Source organism: Evansella cellulosilytica DSM 2522, assembly GCF_000177235.2.
Classification (GTDB): domain Bacteria; phylum Bacillota; class Bacilli; order Bacillales; family Salisediminibacteriaceae; genus Evansella; species Evansella cellulosilytica.
On the sequence record NC_014829.1, the window covers coordinates 3,501,832 to 3,517,361 of the forward strand.

18 protein-coding genes are annotated in these 15,530 nt (G+C 35.7%); 6 read left to right on the forward strand and 12 right to left on the reverse strand.

Annotated features, from left to right (window positions below; translation table 11 throughout):
• Positions 1-263: 263 nt before the first annotated feature.
• The 4 genes from BCELL_RS16215 to BCELL_RS16230 form a co-directional block, all read right to left on the reverse strand.
• Entirely contained in the window at positions 264-1,076 is an 813-nt protein-coding gene (locus tag BCELL_RS16215) for a DUF1444 domain-containing protein (RefSeq protein ID WP_013489858.1), read from the reverse strand.
• A 242-nt stretch (positions 1,077-1,318) separates the two neighbouring features.
• Complete coding sequence (locus BCELL_RS16220; protein ID WP_013489859.1) at positions 1,319-1,639, reverse strand: thioredoxin family protein; 321 nt, start codon at positions 1,637-1,639, stop codon at positions 1,319-1,321.
• Between the two features lie 11 nt (positions 1,640-1,650).
• A complete protein-coding gene (locus BCELL_RS16225; protein WP_013489860.1) occupies positions 1,651-2,685 on the reverse strand; it encodes a PTS sugar transporter subunit IIC in 1,035 nt (344 codons plus the stop codon).
• Positions 2,686-3,343: 658 nt separating this feature from the next.
• Positions 3,344-3,862: a hypothetical protein gene (locus tag BCELL_RS16230; protein WP_013489861.1), complete on the reverse strand. Its 519-nt coding sequence runs from the start codon at positions 3,860-3,862 to the stop codon at positions 3,344-3,346.
• Between the two features lie 173 nt (positions 3,863-4,035).
• Between BCELL_RS16230 and BCELL_RS16235 the strand changes: the two genes are divergently transcribed.
• Positions 4,036-4,482, forward strand: a complete 447-nt coding sequence (locus BCELL_RS16235; protein ID WP_013489862.1) for a YtoQ family protein — start codon at positions 4,036-4,038, stop codon at positions 4,480-4,482.
• A gap of 284 nt (positions 4,483-4,766) precedes the next feature.
• On the opposite strand, the gene BCELL_RS16240 is transcribed toward BCELL_RS16235, so the two are convergent.
• Together BCELL_RS16240 and BCELL_RS16245 are read right to left on the reverse strand one after the other, a co-directional pair.
• A complete protein-coding gene (locus BCELL_RS16240; protein WP_013489863.1) occupies positions 4,767-5,291 on the reverse strand; it encodes a DUF84 family protein in 525 nt (174 codons plus the stop codon).
• 120 nt (positions 5,292-5,411) lie between these two features.
• Complete coding sequence (locus BCELL_RS16245; RefSeq protein WP_013489864.1) at positions 5,412-6,485, reverse strand: M42 family metallopeptidase; 1,074 nt, start codon at positions 6,483-6,485, stop codon at positions 5,412-5,414.
• Between the two features lie 278 nt (positions 6,486-6,763).
• On the opposite strand from BCELL_RS16245, the gene BCELL_RS16250 reads away from it, so the two are divergent.
• Positions 6,764-7,096, forward strand: coding sequence for a PepSY domain-containing protein (locus BCELL_RS16250; RefSeq protein ID WP_425357448.1), 333 nt, complete (start codon positions 6,764-6,766; stop codon positions 7,094-7,096).
• Positions 7,097-7,161: 65 nt separating this feature from the next.
• Here BCELL_RS16250 and BCELL_RS16255 read toward each other — a convergent pair whose 3' ends face one another.
• Positions 7,162-8,040: a YtnP family quorum-quenching lactonase gene (locus BCELL_RS16255; protein WP_013489866.1), complete on the reverse strand. Its 879-nt coding sequence runs from the start codon at positions 8,038-8,040 to the stop codon at positions 7,162-7,164.
• Between the two features lie 13 nt (positions 8,041-8,053).
• Positions 8,054-8,689, reverse strand: a complete 636-nt coding sequence (gene trmB, locus BCELL_RS16260; protein ID WP_013489867.1) for a tRNA (guanosine(46)-N7)-methyltransferase TrmB — start codon at positions 8,687-8,689, stop codon at positions 8,054-8,056.
• 161 nt (positions 8,690-8,850) lie between these two features.
• Between trmB and BCELL_RS16265 the strand changes: the two genes are divergently transcribed.
• Positions 8,851-9,177 (forward strand): hypothetical protein, encoded by a 327-nt coding sequence (locus BCELL_RS16265; protein WP_013489868.1) that lies wholly within the window; start codon positions 8,851-8,853, stop codon positions 9,175-9,177.
• Between the two features lie 187 nt (positions 9,178-9,364).
• A complete protein-coding gene (locus BCELL_RS16270) occupies positions 9,365-9,652 on the forward strand; it encodes a YtzH-like family protein (protein WP_013489869.1) in 288 nt (95 codons plus the stop codon).
• An 81-nt stretch (positions 9,653-9,733) separates the two neighbouring features.
• Here BCELL_RS16270 and BCELL_RS16275 read toward each other — a convergent pair whose 3' ends face one another.
• The 3 genes from BCELL_RS16275 to thpR all read right to left on the reverse strand — a co-directional run bounded on the left by BCELL_RS16275 (position 9,734) and on the right by thpR (position 12,220).
• Positions 9,734-10,543, reverse strand: a complete 810-nt coding sequence (locus BCELL_RS16275) for a phosphotransferase family protein (protein WP_041809126.1) — start codon at positions 10,541-10,543, stop codon at positions 9,734-9,736.
• 210 nt (positions 10,544-10,753) lie between these two features.
• Positions 10,754-11,641, reverse strand: a complete 888-nt coding sequence (locus tag BCELL_RS16280; RefSeq protein WP_013489871.1) for a hypothetical protein — start codon at positions 11,639-11,641, stop codon at positions 10,754-10,756.
• A gap of 42 nt (positions 11,642-11,683) precedes the next feature.
• The gene (gene thpR / locus BCELL_RS16285; RefSeq protein WP_013489872.1) at positions 11,684-12,220 is read right to left on the reverse strand and encodes an RNA 2',3'-cyclic phosphodiesterase; all 537 of its coding nucleotides are present in this window, start codon (positions 12,218-12,220) and stop codon (positions 11,684-11,686) included.
• 130 nt (positions 12,221-12,350) lie between these two features.
• Between thpR and cysK the strand changes: the two genes are divergently transcribed.
• Complete coding sequence (gene cysK, locus BCELL_RS16290) at positions 12,351-13,289, forward strand: cysteine synthase A (RefSeq protein WP_013489873.1); 939 nt, start codon at positions 12,351-12,353, stop codon at positions 13,287-13,289.
• Positions 13,290-13,371: 82 nt separating this feature from the next.
• Here cysK and pepV read toward each other — a convergent pair whose 3' ends face one another.
• Complete coding sequence (gene pepV / locus BCELL_RS16295; RefSeq protein ID WP_013489874.1) at positions 13,372-14,766, reverse strand: dipeptidase PepV; 1,395 nt, start codon at positions 14,764-14,766, stop codon at positions 13,372-13,374.
• A gap of 526 nt (positions 14,767-15,292) precedes the next feature.
• Between pepV and BCELL_RS16300 the strand changes: the two genes are divergently transcribed.
• Positions 15,293-15,511 (forward strand): DeoR family transcriptional regulator, encoded by a 219-nt coding sequence (locus BCELL_RS16300; protein ID WP_013489875.1) that lies wholly within the window; start codon positions 15,293-15,295, stop codon positions 15,509-15,511.
• Positions 15,512-15,530: the final 19 nt, after the last annotated feature.

Below are 15,530 nucleotides of genomic sequence, written 5' to 3' on the forward strand. Positions count from 1 at the left end.
ACTAATTTTTCTTCCTAACTTTTTGGAGAAAATAGCAAGATTTTTTCAGTCTGTTTGAAAACGTGTGAAAAATGAGCGTTAGACACAAAAAATTAATTTTTACATCTCGAGTAAACCTTTAATAACGCGTGGTAGTCACTAAAATAGGATGAGTCGCCGCAACTATTTAAAGCCCACTATAAGTCGATTTCTTATAGTGGGCGCACGGCTAGTGGAGCGATTGAAAAAACTTGTAATAGCTAATAGGGCACTCGCTCTTTTTACTATTTATCTTTCTTGGATTCTTTAGGTTTTTTTTGCGCTAGAATAAATATCGGTTCTAAATTTCCGTCTTCATATAAGAATGGTAATGCTGTTATCGGCACCCTACCTTCTGAAAAGAACTGAAAGACCATTTGGGCTAATACATCATAGCCAGTTTCATTTTTTAAATCAGCTAAAATAAGTACATCTTGATGTGGAACCGCAATTCCAAAGTCTCCATCTATTTTTTTCGCAAATTCCTTTAATAGTGACTCATTTAAAATTCTACTTGCATCATATGCATCATCCGTATGCACAAAATAAAAATGGTTCCCAGCTACTACATCCTCTTTTACCTCAACATTTAAAGAACGAACATTAAACAGTGCAATTTCTTCGATCTCTTCCATCGTTTTGCGTGACCTTTTTAATGCATCTTCATCTATTAAAGTGTAAGAATTTCCTCTGTCTAAAGCATATAGTATCTTTGTTTCAGCGGTGTGAGGTGTTGAAATAAGCTTCCTACCGTCTTCTAGTTCAATATTAAACGATGCCGAGCGTATTACTGGAAATATATTTTTCTCATTTCCATCGATAATTGTTTCTGCAGTTAACAAGCTTAAACCTTCGTTTATGTTGTGTAATACATACGCTAATGTTTTTTCTTTATCTGCTTTAAACTTATCCTTTAAGGAAGACAATTGAATAGTAACACCTTTATTATACCGTTTGTCTATTACGCGAAGTGCTTCCGCGTCTTTATCATAAGAGGTAGTCCAATTTTCGTTATTTAAATGACTTTCTATTTCTCTCTTTATTTCAATAGGTCTCATAGTTTAGTGAAGCCTCCTTCTATCTCACCTTTATTTTATCATAATATGTATTCACCGAAAAAAAATTGGCTTTACTACCAAAGCAAATGAAATTATTTAACACTTTTTCGGATATTCAGCTTACTCTATACTAGCAGGCGTCTCGCACCTTTCGTTAAAAATGAACACTAGCCTTTAACAGAACCTTTTAAAAAAGGATTTAGTAAGTGATACACACTTACTAAACCCCTCTATTTTTATCATCATTTACTTTTCGCTTCTCGTAAAAAGCTTACTATTTCTTCTTTTGTCTTGCGATTCTTATTAACAAAGCGGTTAACTTCAACACCATTTTTATATGCGACAAAGCTTGGAATTCCCATTATTTCTAATTCCTGACATAGCTCTATAAATTCATCTCTGTTCACCTTATAAAAATCAAATTCAGGAAACTCCTTCTCAATTGCGGGCAAATCAGGTTCAATAACGACGCAATCCGGGCACCAGCCAGCAGAAAACATAAACACAGTACCTGTTCCATTCGTTAATTGTTCAAACTGTTCTCTTGATTCTAATTGTTTCATCACAAATCCCCCTATGATTGATTAATTTTCATATCACCAAATTTAATCATACCAGTCTTCCTCAACACTTCAGAGCATATCAAACTAATGATTGCTGGAGCTAAAAAATATAAAACGAGAATCGACATAAGGACATAACTAGAGCTCCCCATTACATTCATCGTCATAATTGGCCCTACTAAACCACTCGTCCCCATCCCTGCACCAGCTGCATTATTTTCTAATTGGAAAAGAACAGTAGCAAATGGTCCTAATATAGCTGCTGTCACTGTTGGTGGAATTAATATTAGCGGATTTTTAACAATATTACCAATTTGAAGCATTGATGTTCCAATTCCTAATGATATTAGACCTGCCCATTTATTTTCGCGATAGCTAGCCACAGCAAAGCCCACCATTTGTGCTGCACAACCAACCGCAGCTGCCCCCGCAGCTATTCCGTGTAGGTCCAGCATAACTGCTATTGCTGCACTTGAGATCGGAGCAGTTAATGCAAGCCCCATAAACACGGCGATTAAAATTCCCATTAAAAAAGGCTGAAGTTCTGTTGACCATTCAATAAATGACCCAAATTGCACTAACGCATTAGCTATAGTTGGTCCAATAAACATCGCAGGGATAAACCCCGCAATGATAGTCACTAATGGTGTTACGATAATATCTACCTTTGTTTCCTGGGATACGAGCTTCCCTACTTCAGTAGAAATTAATGCACATATGAAAGCCCCTGCTGGACCTCCTAAAGCTGCACCAGCAGCCCCTGTAATGACAGATGAAAACAAAACAAGTCTAGGTGCTTTTAAACCAAATGCAATGGCAACCCCGATTGCGGGTCCCATTAGCGACATAGCAAGATCGCCTGCCTCCATTAACCATCCAACTCTAGGTGCTAGCCAATCAATTCTAGCGAGCTCTCCTCCCGCTGTTTTCATTATAAGACCAATAATTAAAGAAGAAAATAATCCTAAGGCCATAAAGCTTAATGCATCTATCACGTATGTCTTAAAGGAAATATGTACACCTTTCTTACTTAAAAAATCTTTCAAATTCATCACATCCAATACAAAATATCTATAAATACTGTATCACTATTATACAATTATTATCCATATGCAATGATAATATTGCTTCTAGTATTCCAATCAGCTATTAGTAAACATATTCTACTAAAAAATATGCTATGTTGAGGACTGAAAAAGTGAAAGAACACGAGGGCACTAAAAAAGTACTTATTCGGAGGCCACTGAACAAGTGAAAAACTTGCTATTTTGTTGCATTAATATTCAATATACCTAATTGTAGAAAAAAAGTTGATGAGACCGGAGCAAGCGAGACTCCTGCGGGAAGCAAAGGCAGAGGTGAGACTACGTAGATGCAAAGCATCAAGGAGGCTCACCAGCCGCCCGCGGAAAGCGAGTTTGCACAGGTCTCATCAATGTCTATATTCAAACAACTTTATATTTATTAGTCTACCCTATAAAATTCAGGTCTTTTTCAGTGGCCTCCTTATTCTATCATTATCAGTTAATAATATAAATTACTCTGTATATAGTGAATGGATGATCCCTGCGCAAGTTCGCTTTCCCTTGTGATTTTAAGCTAATGTTACCCCCGCAAGCTGCTCGCACCTCATGAAAATCAACACTAAACGATAACAGAGCCAAAAATAAAAGGATGCTTCTATTTATAGAAACATCCTTTCTACTATTTTTCTTCTATTGATCGTACAATATCGAACATCATTTCTGATATATTATTCATATCCGATAGAGAAGATAGCGTTGTTATTTTGTAACCGTTATAGCCGACTATCACACTATACATATCCTCTTCTAGTTCTGTTACAACTAAATATGCTAGATTTCCTTCCGTCGTTTCGCCACTTTCGAAAATAAAAGGGTCATCCTCAATTAATAACGTTTCTAGTATGCCCTCTTTTGTTTTATTTTCCACTATATCATTTAAGAATAGTAATAAAATATGATTACTTCTTTCAAGTAAAACATTAAATTCATCAATTTCTTCCACAGTAGTATAACTTGGAATATATAATGAAATGTCATCAAGCTCATGTGTAGCCGATTTTGCTTCTTGCTCTAACTTACTTGCAAACGAATTTGAAGCAAATTGTTGAGCATCCTCTTTTGAAATACTACATCCACTTACAATTAAAACTAGCATAATCACAAGTAAACTACTTTTCACTAACCATTTTAGATCCATAACAACAAAATACCTCCTATTGGGATTTTCCATCTAGGTCTTATATCATCATATACATTTAATAGACTAAAAAACAAGCATAAATCGATATATTTCTTATATTTTTCTTATTATTTTTATTTCTAATTTATTTTAGATAAAATAATAATAACGATAAATAGGAGGGATCATTCATGAACCTAGTAGTATATTTAGCTGGACAAATACACGATAACTGGCGTGAGGAATTTAAAGAAAAAGCAAAGCAGATGCAGCTTCCATTGACTTTTGTTGCTCCTATGGAAAATCACGAGCGTTCTGATAATATAGGTGAGGAGATTTTAGGAACACAGCCCAATAGTTATTATAAAGATGAAGCTGCTTCAAAAATAAATAACTTAAGAACACACGTCTTACTTGAAAAATCAGATGTCGTTATTGCTTTATTTGGCGAGAAATATAAACAATGGAATAGCGCTATGGATGCTGCTACTGCAATAGCTAAAAATAAGCCATTAATTTTAATTAGACCGGAGACACTACATCATCCATTAAAGGAAATCTCGGAAAAGGCACAAGTGACTGTTGAAACTGTTGATCAAGCCTTAAAAGCTTTATCATATATTTTCGAAAGTGAGTAATGTGTTTGTATGAAAAACGACATAACAGCTTCGTGAACTGTTAAGTCGTTTTTCTTTAAAGCAGTGGAATTTCGCCGTATCTCTTAAAGTACTAGTGACTGCTCTTCTCGCCAGTATGCACGGTGAAAAATTCCACTGCAAAGAATTACTTACGGTTATTACGTCTGTAGTCGGTACTTAGCGAATGTATCTATTACCAAGACTCTTTTTTACTAAACGGAAAACCTCATTAACATCCTTCCCCACCTAAGTTCCTAACGCCCAATACCGATAAAATAAAATCTCTATACATCTGATCGTTTATTTGTAAATTTCCATTGACCATAGAGCAACCTAACAACATGTTCAAACATAGACACCCTTGTTACCTCGCCATCTGTCAAAATTCCGATTGTTCCTTCTTTTTTCTTAACACCGGAGCGGTTACTCCATTCATCAATCGCATCTCCTAATTCCATCCCATCTCTTACCTTGTCTGCAATGGTTTTAGGGATTACAATTCGTGCACCACCTGCAACGTATACTTCACCACTGGAACATGCTAGCGCCCCCCAGTTGCAAAGCATCATTGTCCCTTTGTCCTCGACAACACCACCTTCTAAGCCTAGTCCAAAAGAAGCTTTCTCACTGTCGAGTAAATACTTCGCTCTATTAACTGCTCCTTCTTTCGTTTCTAAATCTGAAAATGGCTGGGAAGATACATCACTCGGCACATCTAACGTAATAAGCTTTGTATGAGTAGAAAAAACCTTTTTCACCGCTTCAATTTTAGCTGGATTTTTCGTACCAACATATAGCTCATCTATCATTTCATCACCTCAAACATAAATAAATTCGTCTCCAATGAAATAAGAACAGTATGTATGAATAAAAAAAGGGTGCCTGACATGAAGACTTCTCCTATCATCAGACACCATTTTATTTAATAATTACACATTTTGACGAATCGCTTCTACAGTCGCCTTATCAGTTGTTCTAGCTAGCGTCGTAATTAACTGCTTTGCCGCCTCATAATCATCTACATGAATAATCGATGCTGAAGTATGAATATATCGTGAACAAATCCCAACAACAGCAGAAGGAACACCGTTACCAGACATATGCACACGACCAGCGTCCGTTCCTCCTTGGGAGATAAAGTATTGATACGGAATATTATTTGATTCTGCTGTATCTAAAATAAACTCTCTCATCCCACGATGGGTGATCATTGTTCTGTCAAAAATTCGAACTAGAGCACCTTTTCCTAAATGTCCGAATGCATCCTTTTCACCTGATGCATCATTCGCCGGACTAGCGTCTAATGCGTAAAAGATATCAGGCTTGATCATATTTGCAGCAACTTGTGCTCCGCGAAGACCTACTTCTTCTTGAACAGTGGCACCGGAATAAAGTATATTTGGCGTTTTCTCATCTTTTAATTCCTTTAATAACTCAATGGATAAACCAACACCGTAACGATTATCCCAAGCTTTTGCTATTACCTTCTTTTCATTTGCCATTTTTTCCATCGGACAGATTGGTACGATTTGCTGTCCTGGTTTAATCCCTATTTTAATTGCATCCTCTTTATTATCCGCTCCGATATCGATGTACATGTTTTTGATTTCCATCGGCTTACTAAGTTTAGCTTCGTCCAATAGATGTGGCGGAATAGAGCCTATCACACCGAGAACAGGTCCCTGATCAGTAATAATCTGTAACCGTTGTGCTAATAGCACTTGGCTCCACCATCCACCTAATGTTTGAAAGCGAATTAACCCTTTGTCTGTGATTGAAGTAACCATAAAGCCTACCTCATCCATATGACCAGCAACCATCACTTTAGGTCCATTTTCGTCACCTTTTTTTACACCAAAAACACCACCGAGTCCGTCTTGAATGACTTCATCACTATACTTTTTTAACTCTTCACGTACAAAAGCTCTTACTTGATGCTCAAAACCTGGTGCACCTGGCAATTGTGTTAACGTTTCAAATAATTCATATGTATCCTTCTTCATAAACTAACTCCTTTCACAGTACATCTAGAAATGTTATCCATTATCATTTTAACGAATTGTTTATCTTCTTTCCACTTTTTTCGTTTAACGAAATAGTTCTCTTTTAAAAATACCGATATGATGAACCTTATTTTTATTCTTTACTAAAGATTCATTTACAATCAGGAAAGAAAAATAATTAGTTATAATTGGCAATTGATTTGTAGTTCGCTATACTTAGGGTAGAATGTTTTCGAATAAAATTAGATATGATAAAGAGTGAGTTTAATGGAAAGAAGGTGGATTTATTGAGTTGGAAACGTTTTGCAGTAGGTGTTGGTGCTGGAGTAGCAGTTACACTAATAGCAAAAAATCAATTAGATAAAAACCAAGGGCAACTATCACCTGAAAAGGCTTTAAAAATGGTAAAAAGAAAAGCAGAATCTTTAGGCTCTATTGATGGATCTTGGGTTCATATGATTACAGAGGAATATGAACAAGATCAACTTAAATATGACGTATATAGAGGCGGCATTACTTGTACAGATGATTCTGGTTCGATGAGCGCTTACGAATTTTATGTAGACGCTTCTTCTGGAGCGATATTAAAACTCGAAAAACAAGAGGATTAATTAAGAGGTTGACTCAAAAGGTGCATTTTCACCTTTTGAGTCAACCTCTAATCTCTCATCATCTCTTAACATTCTTTACTCGTATTTTCATTTCCACTATCTCTTAAAACAGCCTCTTCAATCACTTTACCATCGTGTGACCATTTCACTGCTCGATATTTGTAATCATGATAGAACAAAAACCAAGCCCCCTCTTTTATAGCAGGTAATAGATGGTATTGCTTCATCGTTATCGAATCCATTGGATAATCATCATAAGCAAGTACCCAAAGAACATTTTGATGAGCATGTGTCGGCATCAAATCAGCCATATGAATAAGCTGTTCTCCATGACGGTTAATCTTTATAATACAATGGCCTGCACTGTGACCACCAGTGTGAACTAATTTAATACCTTCGACTATTTCTATTTCATTTTTAAAGTTTTTTACTTGCCGTTCTATTGGCTTCCAGTTTTCCTCATAATATGTATTTTTTGAACGGATATTAGGGTTTTTCAACTCCTCCCATTCTACTTCATTTATCCAGAAAGTAGCATTTGGAAATAGTGGCACATGATTTTCATCTTGTATTATTGCAGCACCACTAGCATGATCAAAGTGCATATGAGTCATCAGCACATCTGTAATGCTTAAAGTTGTTAACCCTAAGGAAAGGAGACTTTCTTCTAACTTTGCTTCTTCTGTTATCCCAAAGTTGCGCTTTGCCTTTTGTGAGTATTTCCCATTACCTATGCCAGTATCAACAAGAATATTTCTTCCTTCAACTTGAATGAGTATCGGGTCTGTACGCAATTCAATCTGATTTGTTTCATTACATGGATATTTTTTTACCCATAAAGGTTTTGGAACAACACCAAACATTGCTCCACCGTCCATATGGGTTACTCCACCATTCAGCCAAGTAAACGTCATATCAGCTATCTTCAATTGTTCTAAGGCCATTATATCCCTCCAATTAACGATATGCTTCTAAACGAAAAATTCTCATGCCCTTTTCAACATATCTCTCTTCATATTCAGTCATAATGTTATCTTCTAAGTCACTATTGTGTAAGTCTAAGCTTACGTTTTTTAGCTTTAGTCCAAACTGACTTAAAGATGCTAACGAATATTCAAAAAGTCCTTGATTATCTGTCTTAAAATGAATCTCGCCATTGTCTTTTAATACTTCCATATACTTCTTCAAAAACCCTTCATGTGTCAACCTTCTTTTTTCGTGGCGATTTTTCGGCCAAGGATCAGTGAAATTAATATATAGGCGATCAATTTCCTTATGTGCAAAAAAATCAGTTACTTTTTCTACATCGTCTTTAATTAGCTTAACGTTTTCTTGCGGGCTTTCAATAAGTCTTTCTACTCCAGTTAAAATGACGCTATCATATTTCTCCATCCCTATAACATTCCATTCTGGATGCTTTTCCCCTACTCTTGTAACGAATCGTCCTTTACCTGTACCGACTTCTACATGAATGGGGTGTTGATTATTAAACAACTCGCTCCATCTCCCTTTACATTCAGCAGGGTTAGGTACAACGATCTCCGGGTGCTCAGAAATAACTTGTGCAGCCCATGGTTTATTTCGTAAACGCATTTCCTTCACTCCAATTTAAACATACTCCATTTATCATATACAAAGTAACCGCAAATGTAAAAATGAATTTCATATCGTGTTTAGCTTCACCTTATCATGGGGAAAAGACATACAACTTGTCTGAATTATTTTAACTTTAATTTTTAAAGGAGTGTATATCGATGATTAAAATCAGTGAGGAAGTCATCTCTGAACTGAAGTATCTTTTGGACAAACAATTCTCAGGAAAAATGGAGGAAGGTGATTTTGATCAAATTAGCAGTAAAATAAAAATAATAAAAGAAGTAAACATTAATGAAAACTTTGTTGGTACTATTCAAGAATTAAATCATTATGTTGATAATTTTACAGAGTCAGAAAATGTTCAAGATTATGTAAGCGTGAATTATCCTAATATAAAAAGGTGGATTGATGAACTAACATTACTAGAGCAGGGCGGTGGTGCGGTTACAACAGATTATGAGCAACGTAAAGGTAGGGAAATTTAATCTCTTTTTGAATATTTCAATTCAAGAAAACACAACCTTTTATTAGTATTATTTTTTGGCTCTGTTAAATGGTGTTGATTTGCACGATAGTTACGAGACGCTGCGGAAGATACAAAGCGAGTATCCTGATGTGAAAATTAACAACAATATATAACATAGCTTATTTTTTTAAAAGGAAGTGGTTTCGATGACAATGAATTACCATCATCAGCTGCAATTATTAACAGATATATTAAAAAATCAACAAGATGAGAACTATGGTACCCATGACGAATATGAACAAGTCGAACATCTAATTAGTAACCTCCTTGAAAATAATGACGTACCAGATTCAATAAAAAGCGCTTTAATGAACGTGGAGCAGTTCGCCTATGCACATAATAAAGATGGAAACCAAGGTAACTTTTCACCTGATGAACTTCAAAAGTGGATCACAGATATCCAACAGGCGGAAATGGATAACAAGCATTATTAAATAAATACTGCTTGAATCAAAAAATGAGGAGTTTGACTGAAAGGGTAATAAACAACCTTTTTAGTCAAACTCCTATTGTTTTTAAGAAAGATGGAATTCCGTTTCATTAAAAAGTTGACTTAATAAATCCGTCCATCTAGAAATATCATGAAATTCTTGCCGCTGCCAATGCCATAAAATGGCTTCAACACATTGGGCTACCATATACCATCTTAGTCTTTTTTGTAAGTTTACATTTAGGTTAAGACCGTATTCATATAACCAATTTTCCCATTTATTTTTCGGTATATATAAATATAAAAGTGGTGCTAAGTCAAGTGCAGGGTCTGCAACAATAGCTCCATCCCAATCAATTAAGTACAAATTATCTTCGCTTATAATCCAGTTATTATGATTCACATCAGCATGACATACTACTTTTACACCAACATCTATTCCTTCAATGTGTTTTTTTAACCACTGAATACCTTCCATGACGTATGGATCCTTTATATCCATTTCACCAATTTTCCCACGTAATTCATCATACAATGTATGTGGAGATAATGGGTGATTTCCCATCCGCATAAACATATGGAGAAGTTCTTCTGATTGATGAATTTTAGATAATAATTTCGCCACACGATTTTGGGACATTTCAGGTGACTTTAACTCTCTCCCACTCACCCACTTTTGAGCAGTAATGACATCACCATTTTCTAATCGTCTTGTCCACAACAGCTTTGGAACAATCCCCTCAGCCGATAATACAGCTAAAAATGGAGAAGAGTTTCTCTTTATAAATATTTTATGTTCCCCCTGTTGAGCAATATAAGCTTCTCCGGTTGCTCCACCAGCAGGACGTAAGTTCCACTCATCACCCATAAAGTGTATCAATCTTTTCACCCTCATTTTCCTCATCTTGATGATGATCTTTGAGCAGCGCATCATAGAATCACCATGTAACAATTTTTTAAGCCTTTTATCATTGTAAGAAAGATTTCACCTATGTTCAACTTAAATGTTTAAAAAGTCAATTAGAAATTCTTCCCTTACATTTATTATAGCTCAAAAGCTACACTACACGGACATTATTTTTTAAATTAATATAACAACTGCTTATTATATATTCGGTGTGCGTTCCTGTGCATTTGCAACACAATGATACAAGAGTGCTTCTGCAATTTTTAACTGACCATGCTTTATAGGTGCAGCTTTCATAACTAGTCCTTTTTTCCAATCCTGTATTGTTCTACGGTCTATTTTTTTTATCGTATTCTGAGAAGGAGTTACATCAATATAGCTATCCTTTGCCATAATCGCTGTACGTATCGGACAAGATAAACCTGCTTCCACTAAAATAGGCTCAATTACTGTTCTCATTCTTTTAATGGATACAATTGGATTAATAAACTTCTCTTCTTTCGTTCCATTTATTCTCAACCAAAACCTTTCCGAGTCCGGACGAAATACCGTCTTTTCATTTCCAAATAACGGTGTTAATAACCATATCTCGAAAGGCGTAATAATAATAATATTTAAATCTACAGGCGCCTTTTTAACTAAAAATACTGGCTCATACAACACAAAACAAGTATCGGGGAGTTCCCTTAATAAAAAAGTTAACAAAGAATCGTGATAAAATCTTTTGTTGACGTATGATATTTCAGATATTGTTGAGCTTGCCCATTTTAATTGAAATTGAAAAAGATCATGAAGAAAACTTGTACGTAAATACTCCATACTAACTTCTTTTTTAGAAAGCCATGTACGTTCATTTTCTTTACTTTGTTTATTAAGTTGTGTCATTTTATTCCAAAGACCACCTATTTTATCTGTAACATGGCCTATTTTATCGTCACGTTCGCTATTCATAAAATCATCTTTTTGATGCTCTTTTTGAAGCTGATTCCATCTTTCTTTTTTAAGACGAACGTAACGACCTGGGTAACGATATATATCTATTTCATACCTTGAAATGTAATCTGATAGTTTGATGAGTTGCGCCATCTGTTCGACTCCATTCTAAAATCGATAGTTATGAAATCTATTTTACCTTGAAAGTTCAATTTTTGATACAGATGTATACATAGGTCTTTTCCCCGGATTTACTTCGAATAAATGAAGTGTGTCCACATCCCAGCTTACTTCTTGTTCTAAATACAACGATTGATTAAAAGAACTAGCTTTTAATGATTTAGCTATTGTGATATGTGGCTTAAAAGGTCTCTTCTCTAAAGGAAAACCACTTTCTTGCGCTAAACATATAATATTTTTATGTAGATTAAATAATGCATCACTTTGTGCTACCCCTCCCCAAATGACCCTAGGTTCCGCTTCTTTACCGAAATAGCCGATACTATTTAATGTAAGTGAGAAAGTACGCTGCGTCAGAGTCATTTTAAGTCTTTCCCATAATGTATGTGTTTTCTCCCAGCCACCTAAAAAGAGAAGTGTAAGATGAAAATCTTCTTTTGAAACTACCTTCTTAAAATAATGAGAAACATCTAATTCTTCCTGTTTACCTATTAATACTTGACTAACTTTATCAGATACTTTTACACCAATAAAATGATGCTTGTTGTTCATATTAAAACACCTTCTTTTTTCATTTTAATTTAGTATGTTACAATAGGGAAAGCGATTATGAATAAAAAGTGAACATCAATGCGTAATTTTTATCATATGTGATAAATCATAGAGTAAAGGAAGTGAAGGAATGCGTGTTGTTAATAATATGGCAGAGTTGATTGGAAATACGCCACTTGTAAAGCTGCAAAAAGTCCCTTCATCTGAGGGTGCATCTGTATATTTAAAATTAGAATTTATGAATCCAAGTGGAAGTGTAAAGGATAGAGCTGCCTTTAATATGATCATCCAAGCAGAAAAGGAAGGAATTATTAATAAAGATTCTGTCATTATAGAGCCTACATCAGGTAACACTGGGATAGGCCTCGCTATGAATGCAGCCGCAAGAGGCTATAGGGCAATCCTCGTCATGCCAGATACAATGTCACAAGAACGAATCAATTTATTAAAAGCATACGGTGCCGAGGTCGTATTAACTCCAGGTGATAAAAAGATGCCAGGTGCCATCGACAAAGCGCATGAGTTAGTAAAAGAAATACCAAACGGATTCATGCCAATGCAGTTTGAGAACCCAGCTAACCCTGATGCACATCGCGATACAACGGCTAAAGAAATAGTAGATTCCATGAATGTAATTGGAAAGCCATTATCTGCTTTTGTTGCCTCATCTGGCACTGGAGGAACAATAACTGGAACAGCAGAAGAACTTCAAAAATCTTATCCAAATATGACAACACACGTCGTTGAGCCTAAAGGTTCACCTGTCTTATCTGGTGGAAAACCAGGTCCTCATAAACTTGTTGGCACTAGCCCTGGCTTTGTACCTCCAATTTTAAATGAGGATGTATACGGTGAAATCTTTTGTATTTCTGATGAAGATGCATACAAAGTAACGAGGGATCTTGCAAGACTTGAAGGTATTTTAGTAGGGCCGTCATCAGGAGCCGCTTGCTTTGCAGCTTTACAGGTTGCTAAGAGATTAACACCTGAAGACGTTGTCGTTGCAATTGCTTGTGATACTGGTGAGCGTTACTTATCAACTGATTTATTTGATTTCGAAAGTGAATAATTCAAACTTGACGAAATGTAATGCTAGCAAGATGACGAAAATACCTTCTTGCTAGCTTTTCTTTATTTTCCATTGAAATATTTTATTTTGCCAACTCGAACAACGCTTGTGCATAAATCGCTGTCGCCTTTTTTAAATGATTAATTGAAATATATTCATTTGCTTGGTGTGCAACATCTTCTTGTCCAGGAAACATAGGTCCGAAGGCGACCCCAGCCTTAAGTGACCGTGCATAAGTTCCTCCACCGATAGCTATTGGCTTTCCATCATCTCCCGTATGCTCCTTATATACTTTACTCAACACTTGAATAAGAGGATGGTTTAAGTCTACTGCGTGTGGCCGTTCGTGCGTAATAATATTCAAGTCGAGTTGGTGTTTTGAGAAAACTTGAACTAATGTTTGACGAATATGTTCAAAGTTAGCCCCCTCTGGATACCGAAGGTTAACTCCAATTTCACCTTCCCCTTGTGAGTATTCCATCACACCGATATTTAACGTTATTGCACCTTTGTCCTCATCAGCATATGCTATTCCGATATGTTCCCCTTTCGTATCTTTGTAAAAATAACGATTTAATAAAGAAAAATACCGATCATCTTCCTCCGTCAAAGGTACGTGGCTGTAAATAAAATTAGCTAAATACAACCCACTATTAATTCCTTTATCAGGCTCAGAGCCATGTGCTGATCTACCATTTATTTTCAAGCATAACCGTCCCTCTTCCTCACTCACTTCACCATCTAATTGATGTCTCATTAAATACTTCTCAAAAAGCAGCCTCATACTATTTTTGTTAGCTCTAATTAATTGACATGTAGCAACCTCAGGAACCATATTTAAGCGTTCACCTGATTTGAACTGATAAACAACACTAGACTCGTTTTTATTAAACTGAGGGCGCAGCATGAAATCACAAATACCTTTTTCTGCATAAATTAATGGGAAATTTGCATCGGGGGCAAAACCAGCCATAGGCATTTTCTCATGTTTAAAATAATGTTCAACACACCTCCACTTACTTTCTTCGTCATTACCTAATATAATTCGAATTTTTTTCTGTATTGGTAGTTTCAACTCTTTGATAATCTTTAACGCGTAATAAGCAGCCATTGTCGGCCCCTTATCATCGATTGCCCCTCTTGCATATATGTTCCCATGACGTACTTCTGCACTATATGGGGGACTAGTCCACCCTCCACCTTCAGGAACAACATCTAAGTGGCAAAGAACCCCTATAATTTCATCACCATCTCCGAATTCTATATGACCTGCATAGCCATCCAGATCCTTAGTAATAAATCCATCACCATCGGCTAGTGATAGCATCCAATGATAGGCTTCACTAATTCCTTTTCCAAATGGAGCACCATCTGTGATTGTCTCCTCATCTAGCACGCTTTTTATTTGCAACAATTGTTGTGTATGAATAGTTAATTCCTTTTCTCTTTCATTTACTTCTTCATTCCAATTAATCATCTTTCTACCTCCATCCAAAAAAATAAACCTATTTTACCTGAAAAAAGAAAACGTTACTTTCACTCAAAAGGGCAAATCTGAGTCACCCTCTAAGTAATGTGCAGAGTACTGTAGGGAAACCCACTCATAGTAGAGTTTCAAATGATTGCAACAACTACGCTTATTGCATTGAGCAGCTCGAAAAGGTACAAATTGACCATTTCCAGTCCCTCTTAAAGCCTTGCCCGCGGAGAACGTCCACCTGTAGTGGAGCCAAGCCAAGCAAATAAATATTCTTAAAAACAACATCTATGCGAAATGAGGCATTTATAAAAATGAAATAAACTTCTTTTTTCTCTTGTCTTTTCATAACATGATTATTAAAGGAGGGGATCGTTTACTGTTAATAGACTTAACATACTTTTCTCACTTTTTGTAAGAAACAAACTTTACTGTACAGAAGTAAAACGTTAAAATGAGTAGTAAGAAAATTCTAAATTTCTATTAACAAGCTGATTAATCTAAAAAACGAATAAGGAGTGGTTACTTGAAACCTTCAACTGACAGGATGATGACTAGGATAAAATCCATCTATCTTTATATTCAAAAAAGAGGAAGCGTCTCTACCAAAGAATTAGTTGAAGAATTCGGAACAACTCAGCGAACGATACAACGAGATTTAAATGTACTAGAGTATAATGACCTTGTCATTAGTCGGCAACGTGGGAAGTGGACAACTACAAATAAAAAGATTAAGGTATCATAATACCATCGTCATTTAATGA

Coding starts and splice junctions, on each gene's coding strand:
- BCELL_RS16270 (WP_013489869.1), top strand. CDS start 9,365: ATGACAATGAATTACCATCATCAGCTGCAATTATTAACAGATATATTA.
- BCELL_RS16245 (WP_013489864.1), bottom strand. CDS start 6,485: ATGAAGAAGGATACATATGAATTATTTGAAACGTTAACACAATTGCCA.
- BCELL_RS16235 (WP_013489862.1), top strand. CDS start 4,036: ATGAACCTAGTAGTATATTTAGCTGGACAAATACACGATAACTGGCGT.
- pepV (WP_013489874.1), bottom strand. CDS start 14,766: ATGATTAATTGGAATGAAGAAGTAAATGAAAGAGAAAAGGAATTAACT.
- BCELL_RS16240 (WP_013489863.1), bottom strand. CDS start 5,291: ATGATAGATGAGCTATATGTTGGTACGAAAAATCCAGCTAAAATTGAA.
- BCELL_RS16230 (WP_013489861.1), bottom strand. CDS start 3,862: ATGGATCTAAAATGGTTAGTGAAAAGTAGTTTACTTGTGATTATGCTA.
- BCELL_RS16280 (WP_013489871.1), bottom strand. CDS start 11,641: ATGGCGCAACTCATCAAACTATCAGATTACATTTCAAGGTATGAAATA.
- cysK (WP_013489873.1), top strand. CDS start 12,351: ATGCGTGTTGTTAATAATATGGCAGAGTTGATTGGAAATACGCCACTT.
- trmB (WP_013489867.1), bottom strand. CDS start 8,689: ATGCGTTTACGAAATAAACCATGGGCTGCACAAGTTATTTCTGAGCAC.
- BCELL_RS16215 (WP_013489858.1), bottom strand. CDS start 1,076: ATGAGACCTATTGAAATAAAGAGAGAAATAGAAAGTCATTTAAATAAC.
- thpR (WP_013489872.1), bottom strand. CDS start 12,220: ATGAACAACAAGCATCATTTTATTGGTGTAAAAGTATCTGATAAAGTT.
- BCELL_RS16220 (WP_013489859.1), bottom strand. CDS start 1,639: ATGAAACAATTAGAATCAAGAGAACAGTTTGAACAATTAACGAATGGA.
- BCELL_RS16265 (WP_013489868.1), top strand. CDS start 8,851: ATGATTAAAATCAGTGAGGAAGTCATCTCTGAACTGAAGTATCTTTTG.
- BCELL_RS16255 (WP_013489866.1), bottom strand. CDS start 8,040: ATGGCCTTAGAACAATTGAAGATAGCTGATATGACGTTTACTTGGCTG.
- BCELL_RS16275 (WP_041809126.1), bottom strand. CDS start 10,543: ATGAGGGTGAAAAGATTGATACACTTTATGGGTGATGAGTGGAACTTA.